At 47.5% G+C, this 24,318-nt stretch carries 32 protein-coding genes, 1 tRNA gene, 1 pseudogene and 1 riboswitch; of the genes and pseudogenes, 15 read left to right on the forward strand and 19 right to left on the reverse strand.

Annotation, left to right across the window (positions count from 1 at the left end; all coding sequences use genetic code 11):
- Window positions 1-234: 234 nt before the first annotated feature.
- From V7126_RS01595 to V7126_RS01625, 5 genes and pseudogenes are all read right to left on the reverse strand, one after another.
- Window positions 235-545, reverse strand: a pseudogene (locus V7126_RS01595) (putative quinol monooxygenase).
- Between the two features lie 275 nt (window positions 546-820).
- On the reverse strand, window positions 821-1,171 hold the full coding sequence (locus V7126_RS01600; RefSeq protein WP_046131168.1) for a DUF3888 domain-containing protein: 351 nt from the start codon (window positions 1,169-1,171) through the stop codon (window positions 821-823).
- Window positions 1,172-1,510: 339 nt separating this feature from the next.
- A tRNA-Val gene (locus tag V7126_RS01610) sits at window positions 1,511-1,583 on the reverse strand.
- 433 nt (window positions 1,584-2,016) lie between these two features.
- Complete coding sequence (metC, locus tag V7126_RS01620) at window positions 2,017-3,195, reverse strand: cystathionine beta-lyase (protein WP_175076123.1); 1,179 nt, start codon at window positions 3,193-3,195, stop codon at window positions 2,017-2,019.
- Complete coding sequence (locus V7126_RS01625) at window positions 3,192-4,310, reverse strand: methionine biosynthesis PLP-dependent protein (RefSeq protein ID WP_175076124.1); 1,119 nt, start codon at window positions 4,308-4,310, stop codon at window positions 3,192-3,194. The genes metC and V7126_RS01625 overlap by 4 nt, the downstream gene beginning before the upstream one ends.
- A gap of 64 nt (window positions 4,311-4,374) precedes the next feature.
- A riboswitch (SAM riboswitch) is annotated at window positions 4,375-4,492 on the reverse strand.
- A gap of 163 nt (window positions 4,493-4,655) precedes the next feature.
- Between V7126_RS01625 and V7126_RS01630 the strand changes: the two genes are divergently transcribed.
- The 9 genes from V7126_RS01630 to V7126_RS01670 all read left to right on the forward strand — a co-directional run bounded on the left by V7126_RS01630 (window position 4,656) and on the right by V7126_RS01670 (window position 10,570).
- Complete coding sequence (locus V7126_RS01630) at window positions 4,656-5,087, forward strand: hypothetical protein (protein WP_175076125.1); 432 nt, start codon at window positions 4,656-4,658, stop codon at window positions 5,085-5,087.
- Window positions 5,088-5,100: 13 nt separating this feature from the next.
- Window positions 5,101-5,553 (forward strand): helix-hairpin-helix domain-containing protein, encoded by a 453-nt coding sequence (locus tag V7126_RS01635; protein WP_175076126.1) that lies wholly within the window; start codon window positions 5,101-5,103, stop codon window positions 5,551-5,553.
- A gap of 104 nt (window positions 5,554-5,657) precedes the next feature.
- Complete coding sequence (locus V7126_RS01640; RefSeq protein WP_175076127.1) at window positions 5,658-6,380, forward strand: esterase family protein; 723 nt, start codon at window positions 5,658-5,660, stop codon at window positions 6,378-6,380.
- Between the two features lie 65 nt (window positions 6,381-6,445).
- Window positions 6,446-6,955 (forward strand): YjcG family protein, encoded by a 510-nt coding sequence (locus V7126_RS01645; RefSeq protein WP_046131173.1) that lies wholly within the window; start codon window positions 6,446-6,448, stop codon window positions 6,953-6,955.
- 9 nt (window positions 6,956-6,964) lie between these two features.
- Window positions 6,965-7,393: a GNAT family N-acetyltransferase gene (locus tag V7126_RS01650; protein ID WP_175076128.1), complete on the forward strand. Its 429-nt coding sequence runs from the start codon at window positions 6,965-6,967 to the stop codon at window positions 7,391-7,393.
- A gap of 200 nt (window positions 7,394-7,593) precedes the next feature.
- On the forward strand, window positions 7,594-7,986 hold the full coding sequence (locus V7126_RS01655) for a GtrA family protein (protein WP_335496165.1): 393 nt from the start codon (window positions 7,594-7,596) through the stop codon (window positions 7,984-7,986).
- 22 nt (window positions 7,987-8,008) lie between these two features.
- Window positions 8,009-8,905, forward strand: a complete 897-nt coding sequence (galU, locus tag V7126_RS01660; protein WP_175076193.1) for a UTP--glucose-1-phosphate uridylyltransferase GalU — start codon at window positions 8,009-8,011, stop codon at window positions 8,903-8,905.
- Window positions 8,902-9,888, forward strand: a complete 987-nt coding sequence (galE, locus tag V7126_RS01665; protein ID WP_175076130.1) for a UDP-glucose 4-epimerase GalE — start codon at window positions 8,902-8,904, stop codon at window positions 9,886-9,888. Before galU ends, galE begins: the two co-directional genes overlap by 4 nt.
- A gap of 94 nt (window positions 9,889-9,982) precedes the next feature.
- Complete coding sequence (locus V7126_RS01670) at window positions 9,983-10,570, forward strand: DedA family protein (protein ID WP_175076131.1); 588 nt, start codon at window positions 9,983-9,985, stop codon at window positions 10,568-10,570.
- A 49-nt stretch (window positions 10,571-10,619) separates the two neighbouring features.
- Here the strand turns inward: V7126_RS01670 and V7126_RS01675 are convergent, their stop codons facing one another.
- Window positions 10,620-10,877 carry a hypothetical protein gene (locus V7126_RS01675; RefSeq protein WP_175076132.1) on the reverse strand — a complete coding sequence of 86 codons (258 nt, stop codon included), beginning with the start codon at window positions 10,875-10,877 and terminating at the stop codon, window positions 10,620-10,622.
- 117 nt (window positions 10,878-10,994) lie between these two features.
- On the opposite strand from V7126_RS01675, the gene V7126_RS01680 reads away from it, so the two are divergent.
- On the forward strand, window positions 10,995-13,274 hold the full coding sequence (locus tag V7126_RS01680; RefSeq protein WP_335496168.1) for an ATP-dependent helicase: 2,280 nt from the start codon (window positions 10,995-10,997) through the stop codon (window positions 13,272-13,274).
- Between the two features lie 38 nt (window positions 13,275-13,312).
- Here the strand turns inward: V7126_RS01680 and V7126_RS01685 are convergent, their stop codons facing one another.
- From V7126_RS01685 to V7126_RS01700, 4 genes are all read right to left on the reverse strand, one after another.
- On the reverse strand, window positions 13,313-13,570 hold the full coding sequence (locus V7126_RS01685) for a stage VI sporulation protein F (RefSeq protein ID WP_335496171.1): 258 nt from the start codon (window positions 13,568-13,570) through the stop codon (window positions 13,313-13,315).
- 132 nt (window positions 13,571-13,702) lie between these two features.
- Complete coding sequence (locus V7126_RS01690; RefSeq protein WP_335496174.1) at window positions 13,703-13,852, reverse strand: YjcZ family sporulation protein; 150 nt, start codon at window positions 13,850-13,852, stop codon at window positions 13,703-13,705.
- Between the two features lie 82 nt (window positions 13,853-13,934).
- A complete protein-coding gene (locus V7126_RS01695; RefSeq protein ID WP_438823781.1) occupies window positions 13,935-14,144 on the reverse strand; it encodes a hypothetical protein in 210 nt (69 codons plus the stop codon).
- A 294-nt stretch (window positions 14,145-14,438) separates the two neighbouring features.
- Window positions 14,439-14,792: a DUF1360 domain-containing protein gene (locus tag V7126_RS01700; protein ID WP_048355697.1), complete on the reverse strand. Its 354-nt coding sequence runs from the start codon at window positions 14,790-14,792 to the stop codon at window positions 14,439-14,441.
- A gap of 174 nt (window positions 14,793-14,966) precedes the next feature.
- Between V7126_RS01700 and V7126_RS01705 the strand changes: the two genes are divergently transcribed.
- The 5 genes from V7126_RS01705 to V7126_RS01725 all read left to right on the forward strand — a co-directional run bounded on the left by V7126_RS01705 (window position 14,967) and on the right by V7126_RS01725 (window position 17,558).
- The gene (locus V7126_RS01705) at window positions 14,967-15,353 is read left to right on the forward strand and encodes a spore coat protein (RefSeq protein ID WP_335496178.1); all 387 of its coding nucleotides are present in this window, start codon (window positions 14,967-14,969) and stop codon (window positions 15,351-15,353) included.
- 47 nt (window positions 15,354-15,400) lie between these two features.
- The gene (locus V7126_RS01710) at window positions 15,401-15,757 is read left to right on the forward strand and encodes a spore coat protein (protein WP_335496181.1); all 357 of its coding nucleotides are present in this window, start codon (window positions 15,401-15,403) and stop codon (window positions 15,755-15,757) included.
- Window positions 15,758-15,824: 67 nt separating this feature from the next.
- Complete coding sequence (locus V7126_RS01715) at window positions 15,825-16,331, forward strand: spore coat protein (protein WP_335496184.1); 507 nt, start codon at window positions 15,825-15,827, stop codon at window positions 16,329-16,331.
- A gap of 131 nt (window positions 16,332-16,462) precedes the next feature.
- On the forward strand, window positions 16,463-16,945 hold the full coding sequence (locus tag V7126_RS01720) for a CotY/CotZ family spore coat protein (RefSeq protein ID WP_335496187.1): 483 nt from the start codon (window positions 16,463-16,465) through the stop codon (window positions 16,943-16,945).
- Window positions 16,946-17,105: 160 nt separating this feature from the next.
- Window positions 17,106-17,558, forward strand: a complete 453-nt coding sequence (locus tag V7126_RS01725; RefSeq protein WP_335496190.1) for a CotY/CotZ family spore coat protein — start codon at window positions 17,106-17,108, stop codon at window positions 17,556-17,558.
- 32 nt (window positions 17,559-17,590) lie between these two features.
- Here V7126_RS01725 and V7126_RS01730 read toward each other — a convergent pair whose 3' ends face one another.
- The 9 genes from V7126_RS01730 to tenA form a co-directional block, all read right to left on the reverse strand.
- Window positions 17,591-18,070: a CotO family spore coat protein gene (locus V7126_RS01730; RefSeq protein WP_335496193.1), complete on the reverse strand. Its 480-nt coding sequence runs from the start codon at window positions 18,068-18,070 to the stop codon at window positions 17,591-17,593.
- A 106-nt stretch (window positions 18,071-18,176) separates the two neighbouring features.
- On the reverse strand, window positions 18,177-18,953 hold the full coding sequence (gene fabI, locus V7126_RS01735) for an enoyl-ACP reductase FabI (protein WP_175076138.1): 777 nt from the start codon (window positions 18,951-18,953) through the stop codon (window positions 18,177-18,179).
- A gap of 157 nt (window positions 18,954-19,110) precedes the next feature.
- A complete protein-coding gene (thiD, locus tag V7126_RS01740; protein WP_335496196.1) occupies window positions 19,111-19,923 on the reverse strand; it encodes a bifunctional hydroxymethylpyrimidine kinase/phosphomethylpyrimidine kinase in 813 nt (270 codons plus the stop codon).
- Between the two features lie 26 nt (window positions 19,924-19,949).
- On the reverse strand, window positions 19,950-20,960 hold the full coding sequence (locus V7126_RS01745) for a thiazole biosynthesis adenylyltransferase ThiF (protein WP_335496199.1): 1,011 nt from the start codon (window positions 20,958-20,960) through the stop codon (window positions 19,950-19,952).
- Window positions 20,957-21,724, reverse strand: coding sequence for a thiazole synthase (locus V7126_RS01750; RefSeq protein WP_335496202.1), 768 nt, complete (start codon window positions 21,722-21,724; stop codon window positions 20,957-20,959). The genes V7126_RS01745 and V7126_RS01750 overlap by 4 nt, the downstream gene beginning before the upstream one ends.
- A 3-nt stretch (window positions 21,725-21,727) precedes the next feature.
- Window positions 21,728-21,931 (reverse strand): sulfur carrier protein ThiS, encoded by a 204-nt coding sequence (gene thiS, locus V7126_RS01755; protein WP_046131193.1) that lies wholly within the window; start codon window positions 21,929-21,931, stop codon window positions 21,728-21,730.
- Window positions 21,928-23,040 (reverse strand): glycine oxidase ThiO, encoded by a 1,113-nt coding sequence (gene thiO, locus V7126_RS01760; RefSeq protein ID WP_335496207.1) that lies wholly within the window; start codon window positions 23,038-23,040, stop codon window positions 21,928-21,930. Before thiO ends, thiS begins: the two co-directional genes overlap by 4 nt.
- Window positions 23,024-23,641, reverse strand: coding sequence for a thiazole tautomerase TenI (tenI, locus tag V7126_RS01765; RefSeq protein WP_335496209.1), 618 nt, complete (start codon window positions 23,639-23,641; stop codon window positions 23,024-23,026). The genes thiO and tenI overlap by 17 nt, the downstream gene beginning before the upstream one ends.
- The gene (gene tenA, locus V7126_RS01770; protein ID WP_335496212.1) at window positions 23,619-24,317 is read right to left on the reverse strand and encodes a thiaminase II; all 699 of its coding nucleotides are present in this window, start codon (window positions 24,315-24,317) and stop codon (window positions 23,619-23,621) included. Before tenA ends, tenI begins: the two co-directional genes overlap by 23 nt.
- Between the last annotated feature and the right edge of the window lies 1 nt (window position 24,318).

A 24,318-nucleotide genomic window follows, 5' to 3' on the forward strand; every position in this document is an offset into this window, starting at 1 on the left:
GACAGGGTGCAGATCAATCTCAAGAATGGCTTTTTACTGACCGTGCTAAGAGCCAGAGGCCTCTCTCCTGTCGCCTTCTGAACGAGTATATTCGATTCTGATCAGCTCTTTTATTTCAGAGCCTTTTGTTGGACATCTGATGATGTCTGATTGTTGGCAGAGTTGGACAACAATTTACCAATTAACTACAAGTGGTTGATTCTAGTCATTGAATGTCGCATGTTAAGGAGCCTTTTAATCATTTACATTGCTTTTCATTAACCATTCTACTTCCGTTATTTTTTGTTTTTGAACGTTTTTTGTGTGTTTTTTTGTGAAATGGGCTTTAACAGCTTCTTCGTTTTCCCAAATCTCCCAAAGCATTATTTTGCGTTCTGATGGTTCAAGCGGATAAGCATGGAATTTAATACATCCTTCTTCTTTGTTAGTTTCTTCCTCAAGTTTTTTGAATTCCTTCATTATTTCACCCAGGTTTTTGATTTTTAAGCATGCAGTTATGCAATGCATCGAAACTCCCCTCTTCAAATCAATTCATGGCTTTTCATTATAACATCTTCTCGAAAAATGAAAACAACGACGGAACTTGTCTAATGGTCTGACCTATGAGGTATCCAAGTACTAGAGAGCCTTAAAAGAGGGCTTCATCTCAAGAGAAGCCCTCTTTTATCCGAACCTTTTCAGAATTAAAGCTTCCAATCGATTTTCTTTTTTGAATTCTTAAAACAGAACACCTGGACGATATACGTTCCGCTTCCTGACAGTTGTCATACAGAATGAAGTAACCGTCGCATCTCCCTCGCTATATAAACCGCTCTGCTTGTCAATATTTCACACCATCTGGTTTAATTCTAAAGGTCAGCTCCTCAATTGTTTCAGGTGGGTGATGAGGACCAGTGAAAGTTCTGTATTGAACCTTTACTATAAAATCGAATGAACCATCATTTATTCTTTTCTCATCTTCTGTTCTCCCCATGTTCACACGTTCAATGGATATTATTTTTGCATCATATAACCCATAGCTTTGTTTAATGACTTTGCTTGCATAAGGATATAATAAGGTGAGAAATGCATCATACATATCTTTGTTGTTAATATTCTGAGCTTCCAGATGAACAGAATTCAGAAATGAGAGCACGATGCAAATACAAGCAACAAAAAAAGTTTTTCTCAATAGTCCGACCTCCCGAATGAATATGAACAAAAATAACTTTTCCATTTCTAATTCAGTTATTCAGAAGGGAAATTGAGTAAAAAAGTGAATTTAGGGATTAATCGTGACAAAAGATGAAAAGAAAAAAGAGGTATAAAAAAAGTATAGGATGGAGGGTGAGAAAACGGAGACAAGAGCAGGAAGATGACAAAAACTATACTAAAGAAGTTGTCATTGCCGTAACATTTGTTGTATTGTTTATTTTCTTTTTTTATACTCTTCAGGGCTTTTAACATATTAACCTGAAAAAGGTTATCAGAAATAGAAAAAAATAACCCTTGCTGCGCAAGGGTTTTCGTATGATTCCGACTGGGCTCGAACCAGCGACCTCTACCCTGTCAAGGTAGCGCTCTCCCAGCTGAGCTACGGAATCATGATGTGTTTCACTGGGTATTTGTCTTACTGACAAGTTCTATTATATGCAGTTTATATCGTTTCGTCAACTACTTTTTTTCAAAATGTTTATTTTGTATGGATCAGCCGCCGTCTTCAGATCATTCTAATGAATGCCCGCTTCTTTTGGGGGTTGTTTTTGTCGTTGTGATGACGAATCTCACTCGTTTCATTGGCCGCGGGCAAGGTGCTCCGTTTTCTGCTCGAAGAAATCCTGTTAGCCTGCAACGCATCAGGCGGAGATCTGACGACAGCGGCGGTGATGGAAATCGCCAAAGGCTGTCGCCCCGATCCTGCTCATCGGGGTGTTCGGCTATCTCATCGGCAATATGTCGGGACCTTGATCGGAAACTGATTTTCCGGCCTCTGAAAACGGCAAAGAAGCCGGGGTTTTTCCCCGGCTTTCTGTAAAGCTATGACGAATGGGCGAGCGTGCCTGATGCGGCTTGCAAGGCGTGGGCAAAATCCGCCTGTAAGTCGTCTGCATGTTCCACGCCGACGCTGAGCCTTAAAAGACCGTCGGTAATCCCCCGTTTTTCCCGCTCTTCTTTCGGCATTGCGGCATGCGACATTTTCGCCGGATATGAAAGAATCGACTCGACTGCGCCTAAGCTGACGGCGAAGACCGGGAGCGTGACATGTTCGACGAGCGTTTTGACGGCTGCGGCATTCTCGAGTTCAAATGAGAGCACCGCCCCGGCGCCGTTTGACTGGTGCTTATGCACACAGGCGCCCGGATGTGAAGAAAGTCCTGGATAATACACCCGCTTGACAGCCGGATGTTTTTCAAAAAATTCGGCGAGCTGCCGGGCCGTTCTGCTTGCTTTTTCAAGGCGGACCTGGAGCGTTTTTAATCCCCTGAGCACGAGCCAGCAGTCCTGGACGCCGAGAACAGCTCCGAACGAATTTTGCAGTTTATAAAGCGCTTCGCCGAGTTTTTTGTCCTTGACGACGGCAAGCCCTGATAAGACGTCGCTGTGCCCGCTTAAAAATTTTGTCGCACTGTGCAGCACGACATCAACCCCGAGCTCAAGCGGCCGCTGAAGCGCCGGAGTCATGAACGTGTTGTCAAGGAATGTCAGACAGCCGTGCGCTTTGGCAAGCTTGACGACGCCTCTGATATCCGTAATCCCGAGCGTCGGGTTTGAAGGCGTTTCAAGGTAGATGACTTTTGTGTTTTCCTTGATGTTTAAGGCAATTTCATTCAGATCGGTCATATCGACGAATGTATGCTCAATGCCGAAGCGGCTCAGCACCTCCGTAATCATCCGGTATGTGCCCCCGTACACATCTTTGGTGACAAGAACGTGATCCCCTTTTGACAAAAGCAAAAAGGCGGTGGAGATGGCGGCCATTCCCGAAGAAAAAGCAAAGCCGCGCGTCCCGCCTTCAAGCTCTGCGATCGCGTCTTCAAGCGCTTTTCTCGTCGGGGTGCCGGAACGGCTGTAATCGTATTCGCCAAACTGGTCAAAAGACGCCTGGTGAAAGGTCGATGCATGCTGGATCGGCACACTGACTGCTCCGGTCGCCGCATCCGTTTTCGCCTGGTTGTGTACGAGTTTTGTTTCGAGCGTCCAGTTACCCTTCGTCATGCCTGCACTGCCTCCTCTTTTACTTTTTGCAATGCCTGCTTCAGGTCATGCTTCAAGTCGGATACGTGTTCGATTCCGACGGAAAAGCGCAGCAGCCTGTTGCAGACGCCGCCGGCGATCCGGATGTCCTCAGGGATATCCATATGGGTCTGCGTCGCCGGATACGTGATAAAGCTTTCCACCCCGCCGAGGCTTTCGGCAAAGCAAATCGTTTGCAAGCTTTTCAAAAACGGGTTGACCCATTCTTCCTTTTGAATGCGGAATGACAGCATGCCGCCCCTTCCCGGGTAAAGAACGTCTGCAACTTCTTCCTGCTCCTCTAAAAATGAGGCGAGCTCCCGGGCGTTTTCCTCGTGCTGCTTCATTCTGAGGGCGAGCGTTTTCATCCCTCTCATCAAGAGCCACGAATCAAACGGGGACAAAACCGCGCCGATCGCGTTTTGATGCTGAAACATTTCCTCTGACAGCTCTTCTCCTTTCGCGACGACGAGCCCTGCCAATAGGTCGTTGTGTCCGCCGAGGTACTTTGTTGCACTGTGAATGACAAGATCGGCGCCAAGTTCAATCGGCCGCTGCAGTACCGGAGTGTAAAACGTATTGTCGACAATCATCAGCAAGTCGTGCTCCTTGGCGATTTTCGCGACTTTTTTGATATCGGTTTCCTTCATTAACGGATTTGTCGGAGTTTCTACAAAAAGGGCCTTTGTGTTTTCCGTAATTTTTGACTTGATACAGTCTTCGTCTGAAAAATCGTCGTACAAAAAGCGCAGCCCGTATTTTTTCCATTCGTTTTCAAACAGGCGGTACGTCCCTCCGTACAAATCCGAGGAAACGATCAGTTCGTCTCCGCTTTGAAACAGCGCCATAATCGTTTGAATGGCGGCCATGCCGGAGCTGAACGCAAAGCCGCGCGTCCCTCCCTCAAGCTTTGCGATCGCGTCTTCGACAAGCTGTCTTGTCGGATTTTTTGTACGAATATAGTCAAACCCCGTGGATTCTCCGATTCCTCTGTGCCTGTAAGCGGAGGAGAAATAAACCGGGGGATTGACGGTTCCTGTTATTTCATCACTGCGGTTTCCGATTTGCGCCAGTGTTGTTTGTACATGTTCAGTCATATGACACCATCCTTTAAAAAGTAAAAACCCCTTCTTCATAAGAAGAAGGGGTATTATTCGCTTCTTCTTATCTTCCAAGCATAACGCTTGCTGGATTTAGCACCTTGGTGCACTGACATCGTCAAGTGCAACAGGTTGCTGAGGTTTCAAAGGGCCAGTCCCTCCACCTCTCGTGATAAGAAAGTGTTTAATTTTCTGATTGTTCTTTACTTTACCCCAATTCAGGAGAATTTTCAAGAGTCTTTTTTCAATCTTTATGCAGGCAGTTTTGGCGTCCCTTTCCCCATAAGTTTAAGTACAAGATACAGCTTAGCTTATGATACATTTAAATAAAGAGGTGATAAAATGATAGAAATCATTTATGGTACGGATGCCCTCGAAGGCTCTTGTTACATAGAGATTCTTCCGGATAAATACCGGGGCAAGTGTTGGAACACGTCTTCGATTTACTTTACAGAAGACAACTTCGGCTATATGATGCCAGCCTTTGAAAAGTGCTATAAACCATTCGATTATTTTGCTTTCAATGAAATGGATACAGATACTTGGAAGTTGATTATGAAGGAATTTGAAGTAATGAAGCAATATTTAATCAATGATCCCGACCCGCATTCATTGAAAGATGTTTTAGGGTTTCCGTTCGTTTACTCGGAGGAAGAGTTTTTGGAAAACCATCAAGCAAACATCAAACAGCTGATCTCAATGATCTCCGAATTTCAAACGTGGATAGAGGAAAAAAGCGATTCAACTCAGTTTATATCCGTGTTAGGAATGTAAAAGAGGTGAATATATGAAACTCCCTTTGACAAATCATGAACGGGCCAACTTAAGGGCCGCCAAGATAAAATTAAAAGATACGGCAGAGATGGAGATTGCAGACCTTGCCAAGACGCTCGGCTCCCCTCTAGATCGGGCGGAATACATAAAAGCGCTCGCCCAGTTTCAAACGGTTCCTTCAATTGGGCCGAAGATGGCCCAATGTGCCGTTGATCTCGGCTTTTATTCTCTTGATGACATAAAGAATGAAACAGGCGCTGATTTGCTAAACCGTTTGGAAGAACTTAAAGGCTGCTGGGAAGACCCTTGTGTAGAGGATTCCTTGCGATGCATCGTCCATCACGCCAATCATCGTGGCAGCGTCAAAAACTGGTGGGACTTCACTGCTGACAGAAAAAGATACCGTGAACAATACGGCTATCCTGCGGAAAGACCTTCCACCCCCTGGTATGAGAAGAAAAGCTGAACCTATGGAACCCGGTGAAAATGACACTTAAAAAGAGAATTTTCGCGCCATTCGTGATACAATGTATGGAAACGTTAACAACCTACTTTCTGGAGGAGTTCATCTTGGCCATAAAAACAGGAGTCATTCAGGAAAAAACGCTTTTTTCGGAAGAGCTTGGCGAAGAAATGGAGCTTTTGGTTTATTTGCCAGCCAGCTATTCCCCGCTCTACAAATATCACATTATCATCGCCCAGGATGGTCACGACTATTTCCGCCTGGGGCGCATCAGCCGGCAGATCGAAGAGCTGATAAAAAACGGCGAAATCGAACGGTGCATCGTGATCGGCGTCCCTTACAAAAACGTGCAGGAAAGAAGGCGTACATACCATCCGGAGGGAACGAAATTTGAAGCTTATAAACGCTTTTTGGCTCATGAACTGGTTCCTTTCACAGACCGCGAGTATCCGACATATCAAGTCGGATCGGGCAGGACGCTGATCGGCGATTCCCTCGGGGCGACGGTCTCCCTCATGACAGCTCTCGAGTATCCGAATATGTTTGGAAACGTCATCATGCAGTCACCTTACGTCGACAGTCATGTGCTCGAAAAAGTTGCGGATGCCGATTCCCTGCAGCTCATTTCGATCTATCATCAAATCGGCACAAAAGAGACCGAGGTCAAAACGACGGACGACCAGATACTCGATTTCACAGGTCCTAATGAACAGCTGAAAGAACTGCTTCAAAAAAAGAACACGAACTATCATTTTGAAACATTCGACGGTGACCATAAATGGACATACTGGCAGCCGTTAATCACGCCCGCTTTAAAAAAAATGCTCTAGCTCTCCGAATAAAAGCCTTTCTTTGTTATACTAAGACCATACAAATTGTCTAAGGAGGGAACAAAATGAAATACGGTATTGTGTTATTTCCATCAAAAAAACTTCAGGACATTGCAAATTCCTACCGGAAACGCTATGATCCGAATTACGCCTTAATCCCGCCTCATCTCACATTAAGAGCGCCATTTGAATCGTCCGAAGAAGACATCGGCAAAGTCGTTGCACACCTGAGGGAGCTTTCAAAAGAGATGGCGCCGGTCACGCTGAAAATTACAAAGTTCAGCTCTTTTGCCCCGGTTAATAATGTGATTTATATGAAAGCGGAACCGACACGGGAATTAACCGAGCTGCACGAAAAAATGTACAGCGGCGTTTTGGAAGGCAAGCCGGAGTATGCGTTTGTTCCCCATGTGACGATTGCCCAAAACCTTTCCGATGACGAGCATTCCGATGTGCTTGGAACGCTTAAGATGCAAGACGCGACCCACGAAGAAGTCATCGACCGTTTTCACCTGCTTTATCAGCTGGATAACGGCTCTTGGACCGTCTATGAAACATTTATTTTAGGAGTGTGAAGAAAACAATTGGAACCTGTCATCGTCAAGAATGATCAGCAGCTAAAAGACGCTTTTTTCGTAAGAACGGAAGTATTTATCAAAGAACAAAACGTATCACCTGAAGAAGAAATGGATCATCTTGATCAGGAATCTTCACATCTCGTCATCTATGACGGAAAAGCGCCGATCGGTGCCGGCCGCCTTCGCATCGTCGACGGCTATGGAAAACTTGAGAGAATCTGCGTCTTGCAAAACTACCGCTCTTCGGGCGTCGGCAACCTGATTATGGAGGCGCTCGAAAACGAAGCGAAAAAGCTCGGCGCCTCCCAATTTATGCTGAACGCCCAGACACAGGCTGTTCCTTTTTACGAAAAACACGGCTACCGTGTCGTTTCGGGAGAATTTTTAGACGCGAATATTCCGCACGTCAAAATGGTTAAAAGCCAGCCTCTGTAAGCGCCGGACACGCGATATCACAGAACCGTTCCATCCGAGATGGAGCGGTTTTTTCTTTTCCCCTCTCCCCATTTTTCATAGTTTGTTCATCTTTTGTTTCACGTTTATTCAACATTATCATGTAAGGTTATTTGTAAGTTTTAGAAACGGCCTAAAAACAGACCGTTTCTTCGGTTGGGAGGTAAACATCGAATGCCGTTATGAAAAAGAAACTCGCCACGTTGCTGCGCTTCGGCACCGTCGGAGCCGGAAACACGCTCATAGATTTCGGAGTATTTTTCCTGCTTACGGCGCTGAACGTCCCCTACCTGCTTGCACAGTTTTGTTCATATACGGCCGGCATCTTAAACAGCTATATCTGGAATCGGAAGTGGACATTTCGGGTAAAAGAAAAAGTCCGCGGGCAGGAGATCATCCGCTTCCTCATCATCAACCTGGCAGCTTCAGGAATCACCTTTCTGCTGCTGTACGGCCTTCAAAAAGCGGGCCTGTCCCTCGTTTCCAGCAAAGTGACCGCAACGGTCGGAGGAACGGTGATCAATTTTATCGGGAACCGCCTTTGGGTGTTTCAGAAACCGGAAATTGATTCATAAGAATACAAATGTATAGGAGTGAATAATGATGAAAATAAGAAAAGCCGTCATTCCTGCTGCTGGATTAGGCACGAGATTTTTGCCGGCGACAAAAGCGCAGCCTAAGGAAATGCTGCCGATTGTCGATAAACCGGCCATCCAATACATTGTGGAGGAAGCTGTCCAGTCCGGCATAGAGGATATTTTGATTATTACAGGGAGAAACAAACGCTCGATCGAAGACCATTTTGACCGGTCTGTCGAGCTTGAACAAAATCTGCAAAACAAGGGAAAATACGATCTGCTGAAAGAAATTCAGACGATTGCGGATATGGCCAACATCCATTATATCCGTCAAAAAGAGCCCCTCGGACTCGGACACGCGGTGCTGTCGGCACGGCATTTCATCGGTGATGAGCCGTTTGCCGTCCTGCTCGGCGACGACATCATGGTATCGGAAAAACCGGCATTGCAGCAGCTGATCGACGTCTATCAGACATACAAAACATCGGTCATCGGCGTTCAGACTGTCGACCCTGCCGATGTCTCGAAATACGGGATCATTCAGACATCCACGCAAAAAAATAAAGTATTTGACATTGAAGATTTGGTGGAAAAACCGGATGTCCGGCAGGCGCCTTCGAATATCGCTGTCATGGGCCGCTATGTTTTGGAGCCTTCCATCTTCAGGGTTTTGGAACGGACCCCAAAAGGCGCGGGAAATGAAATACAGCTGACAGACGCATTACGGACGATTTGCCGGGAGCGGAGCATTTATGCCCGTCAATTGGAAGGCAGCAGATTCGATATCGGCGACAAACTCGGATGTTTTAAAGCAAGCATGGAAATCGGGCTCATGCGGGACGAGCTGCGGCAAAAGCTGCTAACTTACCTCGAGAATGTCCTAATGAAAGAAACGCAGAAAGGAGCTTTACAATGAAATCAGTGCTTGTGACCGGAGGAGCCGGATATATCGGAAGCCATACCGTCCTTGAATTGAAAAACCGCAACATCACGGCTGTCGTGCTCGATAACCTGTCCACGGGGCACCGGGAAGCCGTCCATACTCCTCACTTTTACGAGGGAGATATCAGCGACTGCGGCCTGGTCAAATCGATCATCCGAAAGCACAGCATCGACGCCGTTATCCATTTTGCGGCGAAAAGCCTCGTATCTGAATCGATCGAAAAACCCGAACTCTACTTCAGGGAAAACACGATCAAATCCTGTTCATTCTTTGAAACGATTATACAGGAAGGCGTTAAACACATCGTGTTTTCATCGACCGCAGCCGTCTATGGCATCACAGGGGACAAGCCGATTCGGGAAACCGCCCCGCTTGAACCGGTTAACCCTTACGGCGAGTCGAAGCTGATGATCGAAAAATATTTGCACTGGGTCGGAAAAAGGCATAATGTCAGGTGGGCAGCTCTCCGCTATTTCAATGCAGCCGGCGCGGCTCTGGACGGAATCATCGGCGAAGACCACGATCCAGAAAGCCACCTCATTCCTCTCATCCTGCAGACGGCATTAGGTCAGAGGAAAAAGATCTCAATCTTTGGAGACGATTACCCGACGCCTGACGGAACATGCATCAGGGACTATATACATGTCCTTGATCTTGCCGCGGCTCATTTGTCGGCCTTAAACGCCCTGTATGAAGACAGACTGGTGCAAAATGTTTATAATGTAGGGACAGGGGCCGGACATTCCGTGAAAGAAATGATTAAAACATCTGAAACGATCACGGAACGAAACATACCAAAGCAAACGGACAAGCGAAGAGCGGGCGATCCGCCGGTGCTTGTGGCCGACAGCCGGGCGCTTCAGGAGCATACCGGATGGAAGCCGAAATACAGCGATTTACAAACTATTATTCAAAGCGCGTGGGAGTGGCATAAAACGCATCCAACCGGGTTTTGACATTCGCTTGTTTCCCGTCGCAAACGGCAGGAGTCCCTGCTGTTATTTCAAAAGTTCGGCTGATGAATCGTAAAGGCAGGGTGAAAAAACGAAAATGGGAAGCATAGTGAACGACATTTTAATGTGGCTGACCGATCTCGGCTACCTCGGGATAGCGATCGGTTTAATGATTGAAATCATCCCGAGCGAAATCGTGCTGGCATACGGGGGCTATATGGTATCAAACGGCTCCATCACATTTACCGGAGCCATCATCGCAGGCGTCATCGGCGGAACGATCGCCCAGATGTTTCTGTACTGGATCGGTTATTACGGCGGCCGGCCGTTTTTATATAAATACGGAAAATACTTATTGATCCAAAAACATCACATCGAAACGGCGGAAAAGTGGTTTGAGAAATACGGAGCCGGAGTTGTGTTTTCTGCCCGCTTTATCCCGGTGGTCCGCCATGCCATCTCCATTCCGGCGGGCATCGCCAAAATGCCGCTTTTGAAATTCGTCGGCTTGACCGTACTCGCGATCATCCCGTGGTCGATTTTGTTTGTTTATCTCGGGATACAGCTTGGAAGCCGCTGGGATCATGTCGAAAATGTGGCCAAAACGTATACGACGCCGATCATGTTTGGCGCAGCGGCATTAATCATCGTATATTTCGGATTCAAAAAGCTGCGAAAAAAATAATGAAAACCCCGGCGGCGGCCGGGGTTTTCAGCTTTAAATCGAACATACATCAAACCGATTCATTTACATAACGGCCTCTCTTTTTCTTGGCCGCGATTCGGCGGTTCAGCCCCTTTTTCCGTTTCTTTTCCTGGACGCTTCTTTCTGCAGAGGCCTCGTTTTCGACTCTTTTTTCCACTTCGCGGTAAGCCCTCTCGCTCGGCACCCGAGCCGTTTTTTGAATATATGCGTAGTCGGCTTTCCGGCTGACGCTGCGATTGGCGTACTGTGTATACTGATCATGATAAACCGGCGGCAGATAACCCATCTTATCTCCTCCCTGCGCTCCGATTCCCAAAAATCTACTGTTTTAAATGGTTTTCATTTGATATGATAGACGTTGTCTCACAAGAAGACAACTACCTATTACCGGAGGGACTTCTTTTTGAAATGCGCCCGATTGAATAACAAAGACATTCATATACATACATATTCGAGAGAACATCTTCAATTCCTTTTTGAAGAGGCAAAAAAAGATCAGATCACATGTAAATATTGCGGTCTGCCGGTGCGCTTGAAATTGGCGATCCATGAAGAGCCGCATTTTTTTCACAGGGACAGCGGAGACTTTTCCAAATGCGAAGCGGCGTGCGGTGAGGAGCAGCCGAAACAAGAAGCGGACTACACAGAAAGCGGCGTGTTCCGCCTGCCGAAAGGAAAATCGATTGCCGGGAAAGTACGGGAAACGGCCGATGCTTGGATGCCTCCGCAGGAAGCGGCGGTTCACAAGCGCTTTTCTCCGCAAACGGAAACCGAACCTGAGCCGATTTTTCCGAATGTCCCTTTAAACGAAAAACAGTCTGAGGCCGTTTCCATACAAGAAGGCCCCCTTCTCGTGCTGGCCGGCGCAGGAAGCGGGAAGACACGCGTATTAACGGCAAGGGCCGCTTATATGATGTCATATTTCGACGTACCGCCGTCAGCTATCCTGCTCGTCACGTTTACCACAAAAGCGGTGAAGGAAATGAAGGAGCGGATGGCCTCGCAATACGGCTTGGCGCGGCAGACCGTAAGCCGCCTGGTAACCGGGACATTCCACAGTCTTTTTTATAAAATTCTTTATCATCACAACCCTGCAAAATGGAACGGGGAACACCTGCTGAAATGGGACTGGCAAAAAGAGCAGTACCTCAAAATGGCGCTTGCCGAAGAAGGTCTGGATGAAAAGGATTTTCCAATCGATCAGGCGCTCCAGCAGATCGGCTACTGGAAAAACGCCTATCTCCCCGGAGAGCGCATTCCGCTTGATGACGAATGGGAAAAGCGCGTTCACCGGCTTTACATGCACTATGAACAGCAAAAGAAATCCCGCAGCCAATTCGACTTTGACGATATGGCATCAGCGTGCTATGAGCTGTTCAAGGAACGACCTGATGTGCTGCAAATGTATCAAGCGCGGTTTCACGCGATTTTAATCGATGAGTTTCAGGATATCAATCCTGTCCAATACGAGATCATCAAGCTGCTTGCCAGTCCGGAGAACAACATCACCTGCGTCGGTGATGATGATCAGTCGATTTATGCGTTCAGGGGCAGCAGTCCGTCATTTATTCTCGATTTTGAAAAGGATTTTCCGGACGCCAAAACGGTTCACCTGACGACGAACTACAGGTCGAGCCACCCGATTGTCGCAAGCGCCGAGGCAGTCGTCGAAAGAAACAAACAACGCCGGCCCAAAAGGTTGGAAGCCGTAAAGGATAACGCCAAAAAACCGGTCTTATTTTATCCATATGATGAAGAAGAGGAAGCGATCATGGTCGTCTCCGACATCCAGGAGAAAATCAAGATGGGCGCAAAGCCGGAGGATTTCGCGGTGCTGTATCGGACAAACAGCGGCGGCCGCGCCATCTATGAACGCCTTCACCAGTCGGCGATTCCCTATACGGCGGAACAGGGCGTTCAGTCATTCTACAGCAGGAGAGTCGTCAGACAGATCCTCAGCTTTTTGTACTTAAGCCAGAATGAAGACGATCCGGAAGCGGTCAAACAGCTTTTGCCCGTTCTCTTTTTAAAGCAGTCCGCCTTAAATACGCTTAAGGCGCTCTCGATCACAGAGGACTGTACGATGGTTCAGGCGCTCGTAAAATTGACCGGCATCAAATCATTCCAGCTCGAAAAAATCAAAAAAATCGTCCCCTTTTTCCACGGCTTAAAAACGATGAAACCCGTTGAAGCGATCACGTTTGCCGAGGAAAAGATGGGTTTTTCCGAATATCTGAAAAAACGCGGCAACGAGGGGAACAAGCTTGAAAAAGGCTCAGATGACCTGCGCGATTTAAAAACTGCGGCAAAGCGGTTCAAGACGATCCCGGAGTTTCTCACACATGTTGACCATATGAGAGCGGCTGAAAAAAACAAGCCTGACGGAAGCGGAGTTCAGCTTTTGACGATCCACCGCGCAAAAGGCCTTGAATTCAATACCGTCTACCTTTTAGGAGCGGCCGACGGTTCGATTCCCCATGATTTCGCATTGGAAACGGCGAGAAAAGGAGACGAATCCGCTTTGGAAGAAGAAAGAAGGCTTCTTTATGTCGCGATGACCAGGGCGGAAGAAAACCTGTACATCAGCGTTCCCTCGGTCAGAAGAGGCAGAACCGCATACCGCTCAAGGTTTTTGCAGCCGATTCTGAAAAAACAGCAGCCGAAAGCCGTAATCTCTCGATAAAAAAACACCGTGCCCTCCTTGATTGGAAGGCGCGGTGTTCATTTTTTATTGTTCATCATTTTAGTGATCGTATTGAAATCCAATTTTTCTTTTCCGCTGACAATCGACTTGACAATTTTATCTTCCATTTCTTTTGGAACCCGTTTGTTGGCTAATTGGGCGACGCGTTTAATGACGCCGCGAACCGTTTTTTCGTCCTTGAAGTTGGCGTTTTGCAAAGAGTTTGCCAGCTGCATCACGTCCGCCATTTTGACGCCCGTTTTCTTTTCAATGTTTTTGAAAAATTGATTGTCCATATTCCTTCCTCCTTTTGTGGAGTCATACGCTATCATATGTCCTTCGGAAACGCTCTGTGCCTATCCATTCATTTCTTTTGAAAGAAGAGAGCCGCGGGGCGGATGACCCTTCGCTCCCTTCTTTTACAAAAATTAGTACCTAAAAGAAGCCCCGACAATGATGAGAAGAATGAATAAAACGACGATTAAGACAAAGGTCGAGCCGTAACCGCCATAGCCGCCATAACCATAACCGCCATAGCAACTTCTAAATCCGAAGCAGCTTCCACAAGAAAAGCCCATCAAAAGCACCTCCTTTTTCTTCCCTACACCATATGTTAGCTGATAAGGTTTCGCTTGGATAAATGCATAGGGCTTGTGTGGATTATTTAAAAACGCCCGGTAAACCCCCGTCCTCTTCCAGCCATGTTTCTGTATGTTCCGCGAACTGTTCGATTTGTTCTCCAAACTGTTCTGCGTTGTGGTCAAAACGATTCAATTCTTTCTGCTGCTTCTTCATGATCTGATCATGTTCCGCCTGATGTTGATCATGCTTGCGGTGTATCGATTCCATCAGCTGTTCAAACATATTCACTCGGGATTTCCCTCCTCATGATTATGTATGCGAAAAGAGGAAAATCGGAAACAAAAAAACCGGATCTTTTCCGGCTTTTTTTGAAAAAATTATTGGGCACTTCTCTTTTTGCCGCATCCGCAGCCTTTTTTCTTCACTTTTTTTGAGAAAGATTGATTGTTTTTGGAAGCACTCGTTGTCCGGCCTTGCTGCCGCCTTTTCACTTGTCTCATGTCCATTCCTTCCTTTCTCATTCGTATATCCCTATTGTATGACTCTTCTTTTTATAAGTTGCTGTGATAAACCCCCAATCAGCTAAAGCCACTTCGACACGAGCGTTTCAAGCACCCCGGCAAAACCTGCGATGGCAAGGAGCAGGATCAGCCATTCGGCTACGGTCGGGATGAGTGCATACAGAATAAGCAAAAACGCCGTGCACCACACCCCCGTGCACCAATAGCAGCTTAACAGCTCGCCGATCCAGGCTCTAAAGCCTTCTCCTTTCACGACAATGTACGTTTCTATCTGCCCCGTTTTTTCGTCTTTTTCTTCAACCTCATCGTGAAAAAAGCCGCGCAATGGAGCCATGATCGTGTCAAAAACGATGAGACGCGTCAGCCGAAACACCGCAAGTGAAAATAGAACGAATAAAAACCAGCTTTGTATCACAGGGCTCCCCCTCTTAAAAATCGTCTGATTTCTAATATATGCGCTTCCTGAGGCGAACATGAATCACAGAACGTCCCGCTGTGCAAATTTGGGTGCGGATTTGTATGTTTTCCTCATTCCGCTATGGAACCAATTTGCATTTAATAAAGTGTAGATAAGAAAGGAGTGAAAGTTATGTCGTTTCATGAAAAAGCCGAAGCGCTATATACGGAAACATTCGAGGAAATTTCCAGGGATTATGAACAGCTCATTGAAATCGTAGATTCGGAACATGTTACGGTAAACACGACAAACATAACAGCCTCTCTCTCTCTGCAAGCAATTGTGATTACAATCATCATCATGGCGGTGCAGCTGGTAATAGAAGATTCGGAAACAGCCGATCTCATAACAGAACAAATTCTCGCCGTAAACAGATTGCAAAACAGAAAAAAAACAGTCATTCACGTAATCGGCAGCCGCGATGTCGTCATTACACTTTCTTCAGTGGAAATCGCAGTTTCTATCCAAATCTTGACCGACGTCCTGATCGCTCTGTTAACAGAACTTGACATACTTTAACCCCTTCTTTCTTTCTAATATTTTTTAGAAATTGAGGTGAGAATGAATTGTCAGATCAAGAAAAACTAAAAGCAGACATCAACCCGTTAATGAGCACGCTTGTGACAAATATCCTTAGAAAACACGGGGTCTCAAAAGATAATGTCCGAACGCTGTCTGAGGATGAGAAAAACAACATTTTAAAAATGCTAGAGGATTTGAAAGCACAATCCCAAGCAGTCATCGAGCAGCAAAAAAAGAAGGAACAGGAAAAGAACAAACAGGACGGCGCATCATCTTCCGCAGACAAAACAACCCGAAAAAGAAACCGTTCAAATAAAAATAAATTAAGAGAAAAACTGAAACAAAGAAGACAGCAGGGAAATCAAGCTGAAAATGAAGAAAAAAATGGGGATTTGGAGTAGGGTATTTGCCATATACAAGTTCGAAGCTTCAAACATTTAATAATAGTAAATGGAAGGAGGAAAACAAATGGAAACCAGACCATATTCTTGGGTAGCGCTTGATCCTGAATGCGAGCATCCGGGATCCGAGTATTATCCGAGATTCCCTAAGAAACAGCTTTGTGATGACTATGACTGCAAATGCAGAAGAGAAGAAGAATTCATTCAGCAGGAATTGGAGCAGGTTAACCTGAACAAGCAGCTTTCAGATGAAACCATCATTATTAAAGACTCTTGCAACATCAGAGTATCCTCAGAGGACACTCAGGTCGTCACATCTGTGCTGACATCGATTCAGACAGCGATCGTCACAGTCGTTCTCGCCATCATCGATGACTTTGAACTGGCGGAGCTGGTATCTCAGGATCTGCTTCAAGTATCGGCAAACAAACAAACGAATCGCCAAAAATTGGTTATCGATAATTCCCGCGACGTTGTCGTATCGACAGAGGATACAGACGTTGCAACGCTGGTCACCACAGCAGTTCAAACACTTACAGTTATCATCGCAACGCTTATTGTCGGCATTCTCTAATATAAAAAGCAGAGCCAACCCGCTCTGCTTTTCTTCATTTTTATAGACGATTACCCACACCAACAAGGGTACGGGTACATATCTTGTTAAAGACTAAAGTCAAATATCCTAATATAAAGGAGCTGAAATCCATGAGCTGCGGAAAAAACCATGGCCGGCATGAAAATTGTGTTTGTGAAGCGGTTGAGCAGATTATTGAAGAGCAGGAAGCAGTCGAAGAAACAGCGGCATGCTCGACAAGCTGCTTCGGCAACCTGCTGAATCCGACTGTTTCCGGAAAAGACACGATTCCGTTCCTTCTTTATGACAAAAAGGGCGGGCTGTTTTCGACCTTTGGAAATGTCGGGGGATTTTCAGATGATATGCAGTGCTTTGAATCTATTTTCTTCCGGGCAGAAAGTTTAAAAGATTGCTGTGCAACTCTTTCAATCCTGAGGCCTGTGGACATAAACGGCGACACGTTAAGCGTTTGCCACCCTTGTGATCCTGACTTTTTCGGGCTTGAAAAAACGGACTTTTGCATCGAAGTTGACTTGACTTGTTTCTGCGCGATTCAGTGTCTGTCACCTGATCTAGTAGATCGCGCAGCAGACCAAAAAAACAATCACGGATAAACATTGCAAGAAGTGCACCGAAAGCCGCATGACCGGAAAGCGGCTTGGTGCAAACCCCTTTCACGAAAGCTGCCGGCTCTCGGCAGCTCCTTTTACCAATAGAAGAGTCCGGCCGTTTTAAGACGAAATGAAAATTCCTGATATAGGAGGGATCTTAAACATGACGATCATTTCAGGCGAAAATTGCGTATTGGAAGCAGTTGAAAGCATTCATGAGCTGCAGAACGCCATTGAAGAGGAAGGAGGCTGCGCGACAAGCTGTTTCGGCAATCTGCTTTCTCCTACGCGCAATCTCGGCGACACCATTCCGTTTATTATATTTACGTCTAAGTCAAAGCCGTTCGTCGCTTTTGGAAACATCGGGGAACTCCAAGCAGGCCCCTGCTTCAGCACCATTTTTTTCAGAGTTGAAAACGTTCATGACGGCTGTGCGACGCTAAGGCTGTTGATCGCCTTTGACGAAAATCGGCGGATCCTCGATTTCACGGATGATAAAGACAAAATATGCGATGTGTTCCGTTTGGAAAAAACAAACTTCTGTATTGAAGTAGATCTGGAATGCTTCTGTGCAATCGAATGTTTAAATCCGAAATTAATCAACCGCACAAAATAAAAGTCCCTAAAACGGGACTTTTTTTGTCGGCATTAAAAGCCGAGCGGATGCAGCGAAGTGATGCTGTCGATCGCAAGTTCAGCCGGCTCGCCCTTGCTTGAAGTCCGGACGAAGACGGACTCGCCTTTTTTTGCGACGAGTGTTCCTCTGTACGTTTTTCCGTTTGCTTCAATAAGGCACAGGGTTTTCGGCATATTTCCCGGGAGACTTGTTAAAAAATTGATTTTTTCGATAATCGTCATCTTACTGAGCGGCTTCTTAATCGGCTTTATTCCTTTGGACGGTCTGTCCGCTTCCTTGTTACGAACCGCTTCAGGAATCTCTTTTTCCTGCTGGCTCTGGGCTTCCGGCTGTTCTTCCATTTGCTTCGCCTTATCTTCAGAAGCGCGTTGTTTTAGCGGTTTTTTTCTTTTAATGAGAATGTCCTGCATGTTTGCTTCGGCCGCAGCATAATCGGGCTGTACAATATACATGAGCGGCTTTTGCTCCGCATCGTTTTTCTTATTAGGCATCTTTTATCCCTCCGATCCGTTCATGGTATATCTATATGACAGAGGAGGGAAAATCAGAAGAAAAGAAAAAGCAATCCTTAAAACGGATCGCTTTTTCATTCGTTTTTTATCGGGCGATAATATGGTAGCCGGAATCAACATGCAGATTCTCGCCTGTCATCCCGCGGGAAAGGTCGCTGAATAGGAATAAAGCTGTGTCGCCGACTTCCTCCGGAGTAGTCGTGCGGCGAAGCGGAGCGCGCTCCTCGATTTCTTTCAGGATCGAATTGAAATCGCTGATTCCTTTTGCAGAAAGCGTCCGGATCGGTCCAGCAGAAATGCTGTTGACGCGGATTCCTTCTTTTCCCAGATCGCTTGCCAAGTATTTCACGCTCGCATCAAGGGAAGCTTTTGCGACGCCCATGACGTTGTAATTTGAAACGACGCGCTCTCCGCCAAGGTACGTAAGCGTGACGATGCTTCCGCCTTCGGTCATAATTCCGCGCGCAGCTTTGGCAACCGCTGTCAGCGAATATGAGCTGATATTGTGAGCGAGAAGGAAGCCTTCACGGTTTGTGTTCAAATATTCTCCCGTAAGCTCTTCTTTGTTCGCAAATGCGATGCAGTGTGCAATTCCATGAATCACTTGGACTTCGTCTTTGATTTTGGCAAAACACTCTTCGATTTCCTGATCGTTTGTGACATCGCAAGGCAGAACGATTGAGTCGTTCCGTTCCAAAGAATCAGCCAATTCCTTGACCGATTTTTCAAGCCGCTCTCCGGCGTATGTAAAAATCAGCCTTGCACCGGCATTGTGAAGAGAACGGGCGATTCCCCACGCGATGCTTCGTTTATTCGCAACACCCATGACGACTATATTGCGGCCTTCAAGTGATACATTCATATGTATAAATCCTCCTAATGATTAACATTTTATTAGTACCTGATCATAATATATAGTATCACAATTTGCGCCAGGCTGACAATTTTCAGTCTAAAAAAAGCGGCGGCGTTCCTGGGATGGACGCCGCCGCTTTGCTAACGCACGGTGTGCAAAGGGATCAGCACTCCCGCTTAGAGTGCTGTTTATACGCAAAATGATTCGTCGGCCCTTGTCCGGAGCCGATATTCAAACCGTTTGCCACCGCCATGTGCACAAATGATTCGGCAATTTCGAAAGCCTCGTGGATATCGCTTCCTTTGGCGATTTGCGCCGTCAAAGCGGCTGAAAACGTACAGCCTGTGCCATGAGTGTGCTTCGTTTTGATAAAAGGATTGGTGATTTCGACAAATGTTTCGCCGTCAAAGAGCAGGTCTGTCACTGTTTTCTTTTCAGGCAGGTGGCCTCCTTTAATGATCGGATAGCGGACGCCCAATTTGTGCAAATCCTCAGCCGCTTTTTTGCGGTCATCCATCGTCTGAATCCTTCTTCCAGTCAGCACCTCTGCCTCTGGAATATTCGGCGTCGCCGCAAAAGCCCGAGGCAACAGCCGCCGTTTCAGCGTTTCCACGGCCTCATCATTCAACAGCGATGCCCCGCCTTTGGCAATCATGACGGGATCGACAATCACAGCCTTGAGATCGTGCTTCTCAAGCTGCTGAACGATTTCTTCGACCATTTCAGCGCTCCAAAGCATCCCCGTTTTAATCGCGTCAGGCCTTAAATCAAGGGCTACCGATTCGATCTGTTTGCCGAGCGCTTCCACAGACATCGGAAAAACGCCGTGTACGCCTTGCGTATTTTGCGCGGTTACCGCCGTCAAAGCTGACATGCCGAACACGCCAAGCTCCTGAAACGTCTTAATATCAGCCTGGATGCCCGCACCTCCGCCTGAATCGGACCCGGCGATCGTCAATGCTTTTCGTATACTCATGTTGTCTGCACTCCTTTTTTCAGCCTTTAGCCAATCCATCTGTGGTATATCGTTTTTGCCCGTTTTACGTCATTTGTCCCATGAATGAAAGCCCGGCCGTCCCGAAAGATGACAAATCTGAAGTCTTCGGATTTGCATGACACCAAGTGCGGATTCCCCGTCACATCCAAGCCCGCTTCTTTGAAGCGGACGGCCAGCTCCTCAAGTTTTGGCGGCTGTTTGCCGGCGGGTCTGATTTGGACCGTTTGCCGCCCGCAAAGAACGGCCGCTTTTGTTTCGTTTTCCGGAGAAAGAAACGGAAATTCACGGGTGCCGCACGTCGGGCATGCTTGATCTTTAAGAACGGCCGCGCGAACCTCGGACCTTTCATTTGTCCATATATCAAATGAGCGGAGCGTTCCGGAGGTTTCATGCCCAGTCAGCAGCTTAAGGGCATCTGTCACTTGATAAGCGGCAACCTGCTGAACGACCGGGCTGATGACGCCGGATGTGTCGCACGTCATCGTGTTCGCCGGCAGGTGTCCCAAAAGACAATGAAGACACGGCGTCTTACCAGGAATGACCGTATAGGTAATCCCGTAGCTTGCTACACACGCCCCATACAAAAAAGGGATCCCCGATTTGACGGCCGCATCGTTTACAACGAGCCGGGTCTCAAAGTTATCTGTGGCATCAATGATCAAGGATGCGCCTTCTGCAAGACTGAGCGCTTTTTCCGCCGTGACATCGGCGACGATTCCGTTAACCCGGACAGAGCCGTTGATCAGGCGGAGCCTGTTTTCGGCAGCCGCCGCCTTCGGCATCTTGTCTTTTGCATCTTGTTCCGTGTATAGCTGCTGACGCTGGAGATTGCTCCATTCGACATAATCCCTGTCAACGATCGTAAGCGAACCGACTCCCGCTCTTACAAGCATTTCAGCGCTCGCCGATCCGAGAGCTCCGGCTCCGATGATCAGCACATGCGCGCGCTCTATCTTTTTCTGGCCGCCGTGACCGATCGGCGAAAACAGCTCCTGTCTCGAATATCTGCCGTTCAAGTCGTCAGCATCCCTTCTTCGGGGCTGGAAGCGATGCCGTAGTCTTTTTCAGGAATTCTTCCCGCGAGGTATCCGAGCCTTCCTGATTCGACGGCAAGTTTCATGGCGAGCGCCATTTTGACCGGATCCTTTGCACCGGCAACGGCCGTGTTCAGCAAAACGCCGTCAGCCCCCAGCTCCATTGCGTATGCCGCGTCTTTAGGAGAACCGATTCCGGCGTCCACGATCACCGGAACTTCAGCCTGTTCAATGATAAATGAAAGATTGAGAGGATTGATAATCCCCTGTCCTGAGCCGATCGGCGAGGCGCCCGGCATAATCGCATGCACGCCGAGCTCCTGAAGTTTTTTCGCCAGCACGACGTCATCCGATGTGTATGGAAGGACGATAAAGCCTTCCTTAAGCAGGGCTTCGGATGCTTTTAATGTTTCGACAGGATCAGGCAGAAGCGAGCGGTCGCAGCCGATCACTTCGACTTTAATCATGTCGCAAAGGCCGGACGCTTTGGCAAGCTTTGCAATGCGCACCGCTTCCTCCGCCGTTTTTGCCCCTGCTGTATTCGGCAAAAGCGTATATCGGCTCAGATCAAGCTGTTCGAGAAAATTGGGCTGTGATTCTTCAAAAATATTCATCCGCCTGACGGCAAAGGTCAGAATCTCCGACTCTGATGCGCGCACGGCCTCTTTTTGAATCTCAAATGACGGATACTTCCCGGTTCCGAGCAATAGTCTTGATGAAAACTGCTGATCAGCGATTTTTAGCATGTTTTATCCTCCTCCGACAAAATGAACGATTTCGATAACATCGTTTTCTTCAAGTTTCACTTCTTGATAATTCTCTTTTCCGATAATCTCTCTGTTTCTTTCAACGATGACAACACGGTTTTCCAGCTGATAGGATGCAAGCAGGTCATAAATCGTTCCTCCGTCATTCTTCCAGTCTATCTTTCGCCCGTTCAGCTGAATCATCATTTGTGAACAGCCTCCTTCCGGTCAATCTTAAACGCTTCCTCCCAGGCAGGCTCGACCGGCCGGCTGAGAATCATATTTGTGATCATCTCCCCCGTCGCCGGCGCGAGAAGGATGCCGTTTCTGAAATGGCCGGCCGCAAACAAGATGCTGTCGTTTTCAGGATGTCTGCCGATATACGGATTGCCGTCCTCTGTTTCCGGTCTTAATCCGGCCCAGCATCTGTCGATTTTCAATCCGCCGATTTTCGGAAGCATCGTTTTCGCCTTTTTCATGACGGCTTCGATGCCGTCCAAATCGGGCTGCTCATTCCAGTCTCCGGCTTTCATCGTCGCGCCGATGACAAGCTTTCCGCTGTGGCGCGGAACAATATAGCAATGATCGTGATACAGCGTTCTCGTTAAAGGAATGGTGTCATTCCACACGGACAGACACTCCCCTTTCACCGGATAAAATCGCTTGTTTAAACCGAGCTGTTGAAAGAAAACGCCGCTCCAGACACCGCTCGCGATCACGGCATGATCCGCTTCTACGGCGCCTGATGCCGTCTGAATCCGGACGCCGCCCCCTGCCGCCGCTTCTATTGAGAAAACAGGCGCATACTCAAAGATGTCTGCACCAAACAGTTTTGCTCCTTTGGCAAAAGCTCTGCAAACAGAGATCGGTTCGACATGGACGTCATCCCGGATAAAATTCGCACCGAGTATCCCTTTCGCTGCATGCGGCTCTTTTTCATACACCTCTTGAGGCGTCAGCCATTCGGCAGAATCGAGCACGGCCATTTCCATAAGGCGAGCCCGGTCGCTTTCGGTAAATGCGAGTTTTAAAATCCCGCCGTCATGCCGCCTGATATCAATGCCGCTTACGCTTTTTAGTTCATCGGTCAGCCGCTTATATGCAGTCTGGCTTGCCCTCGCAAATTCAAAAAATGTTCCCGGTTTATCGCATTCGGCATGAGCGCCGAGCATACCGGCGGCCGCACGGGTCGCTTTCTTCCCGATCCCGCCGCTTTCAAAAACCGCCGTTTGTTTTCCCGCTTTTGCGAGATGATAGGCAATCGAGACACCGATGATACCTCCGCCGATCACGATCGTTTCATAGCGCTTTTTCATACAGATCTCCTTTCACCAGGCGCAGAAGCCGTTTGCAAGCTTCGGCAGACCTGTCTTCAGAAAAAATCCCCGACATCACCGCGATGCCGTCAGGGGCGGCCAGCTTTACCTCAGGCAGCCGCTTTTCGGTAATCCCTCCGATGGCAATAACGGGAATATCGACGGCCTGTTTCACCTTCCACAGGCTTTCCGTCCCCCTTCCTGTCAGCCCTTTTTTGCTGTCTGTTTCAAAAATGTGGCCGAACAGCACGTAATCCGCTCCTTCTTTTGCAGCTTGAACCGCTTCTTCAGCGGAGTGGACAGACTTTCCGATTTTCAAATGCGGAAAACGGCATCTTACACATTTGACAGAAAAGCCGTGGGAAGGCAGCTGAACACGGTGTATATTGTGGAACAAGGCGACATCCACCCTGTCATTGATGATGAGCTTCCTTTTATCGACGCCGGCTGCCAGCAGGCGTTCGATTAATTCGGAAATCTCGCATACCGTTTTTGACCTCTCCCTGATATGGATAAAATCCGCTGCATCCTTGATCGATACGATTTTGGCGGCCAGCTCGTCAACGGAGTGCCGGTCATCAGTGATCGCATGAAGCTTCAAGCTGTTCACCCCGCTCCTCGGACCAGCTTTCCTTCTTGTGCGCCATATTCCAAAATTGATATTCGTAGAAGCTGGAAATGACGAAGTTTTCTTTCATATTCGCTCTGACTTCAGCGGCGCTTTTTTCGGCCAGCTCGTCAAAACGGTCGACCTGTTCGGTCACGAGTTCTTTAAACCAGTCTCCTCCATATGTCGCAATCCATTCCTGATAAATGCCGTTCTCAGGCTTGCACGCTTTCAACGTTTCCCCGACCTCGTAGTAAAGCCAATAACAAGGGAGCAAAGCGGCAAGAATTTCTGCAAAATTGCCGCTCATAACGGACCGGTACATGTGGGACGTATAGGCATACGCGGTCGGTGACGGCTTGAACGCTCTTTTTTCTTCCTCGGTAATGCCGAGCAGCTCGGAAAACTTCCGGTGCAGAGCCAGCTCTGCTTCATACGTTCCCTTTGCATGCTCAGCCATCCGGCTCGTTGTGTATAAATCTGCCGCATATGCCGCGGCAAAGGACTGAACCTTGGCAAAATGGCTCAAATAATAGGAGTCCTGAAGCACATAATATGTAAAGCAGTCAATCGGCAAAGATCCGTCACCGATTCCTTTAATAAACGGGTGCACAAAACTGCCCTCCCACCATTCTGCGGCGCTCTTCCGGCACTCTTCCGAAAACTTCATC

Origin of the sequence: Bacillus sp. JJ675, from assembly GCF_036963165.1 — a bacterium.
Taxonomy (GTDB): domain Bacteria; phylum Bacillota; class Bacilli; order Bacillales; family Bacillaceae; genus Bacillus; species Bacillus glycinifermentans.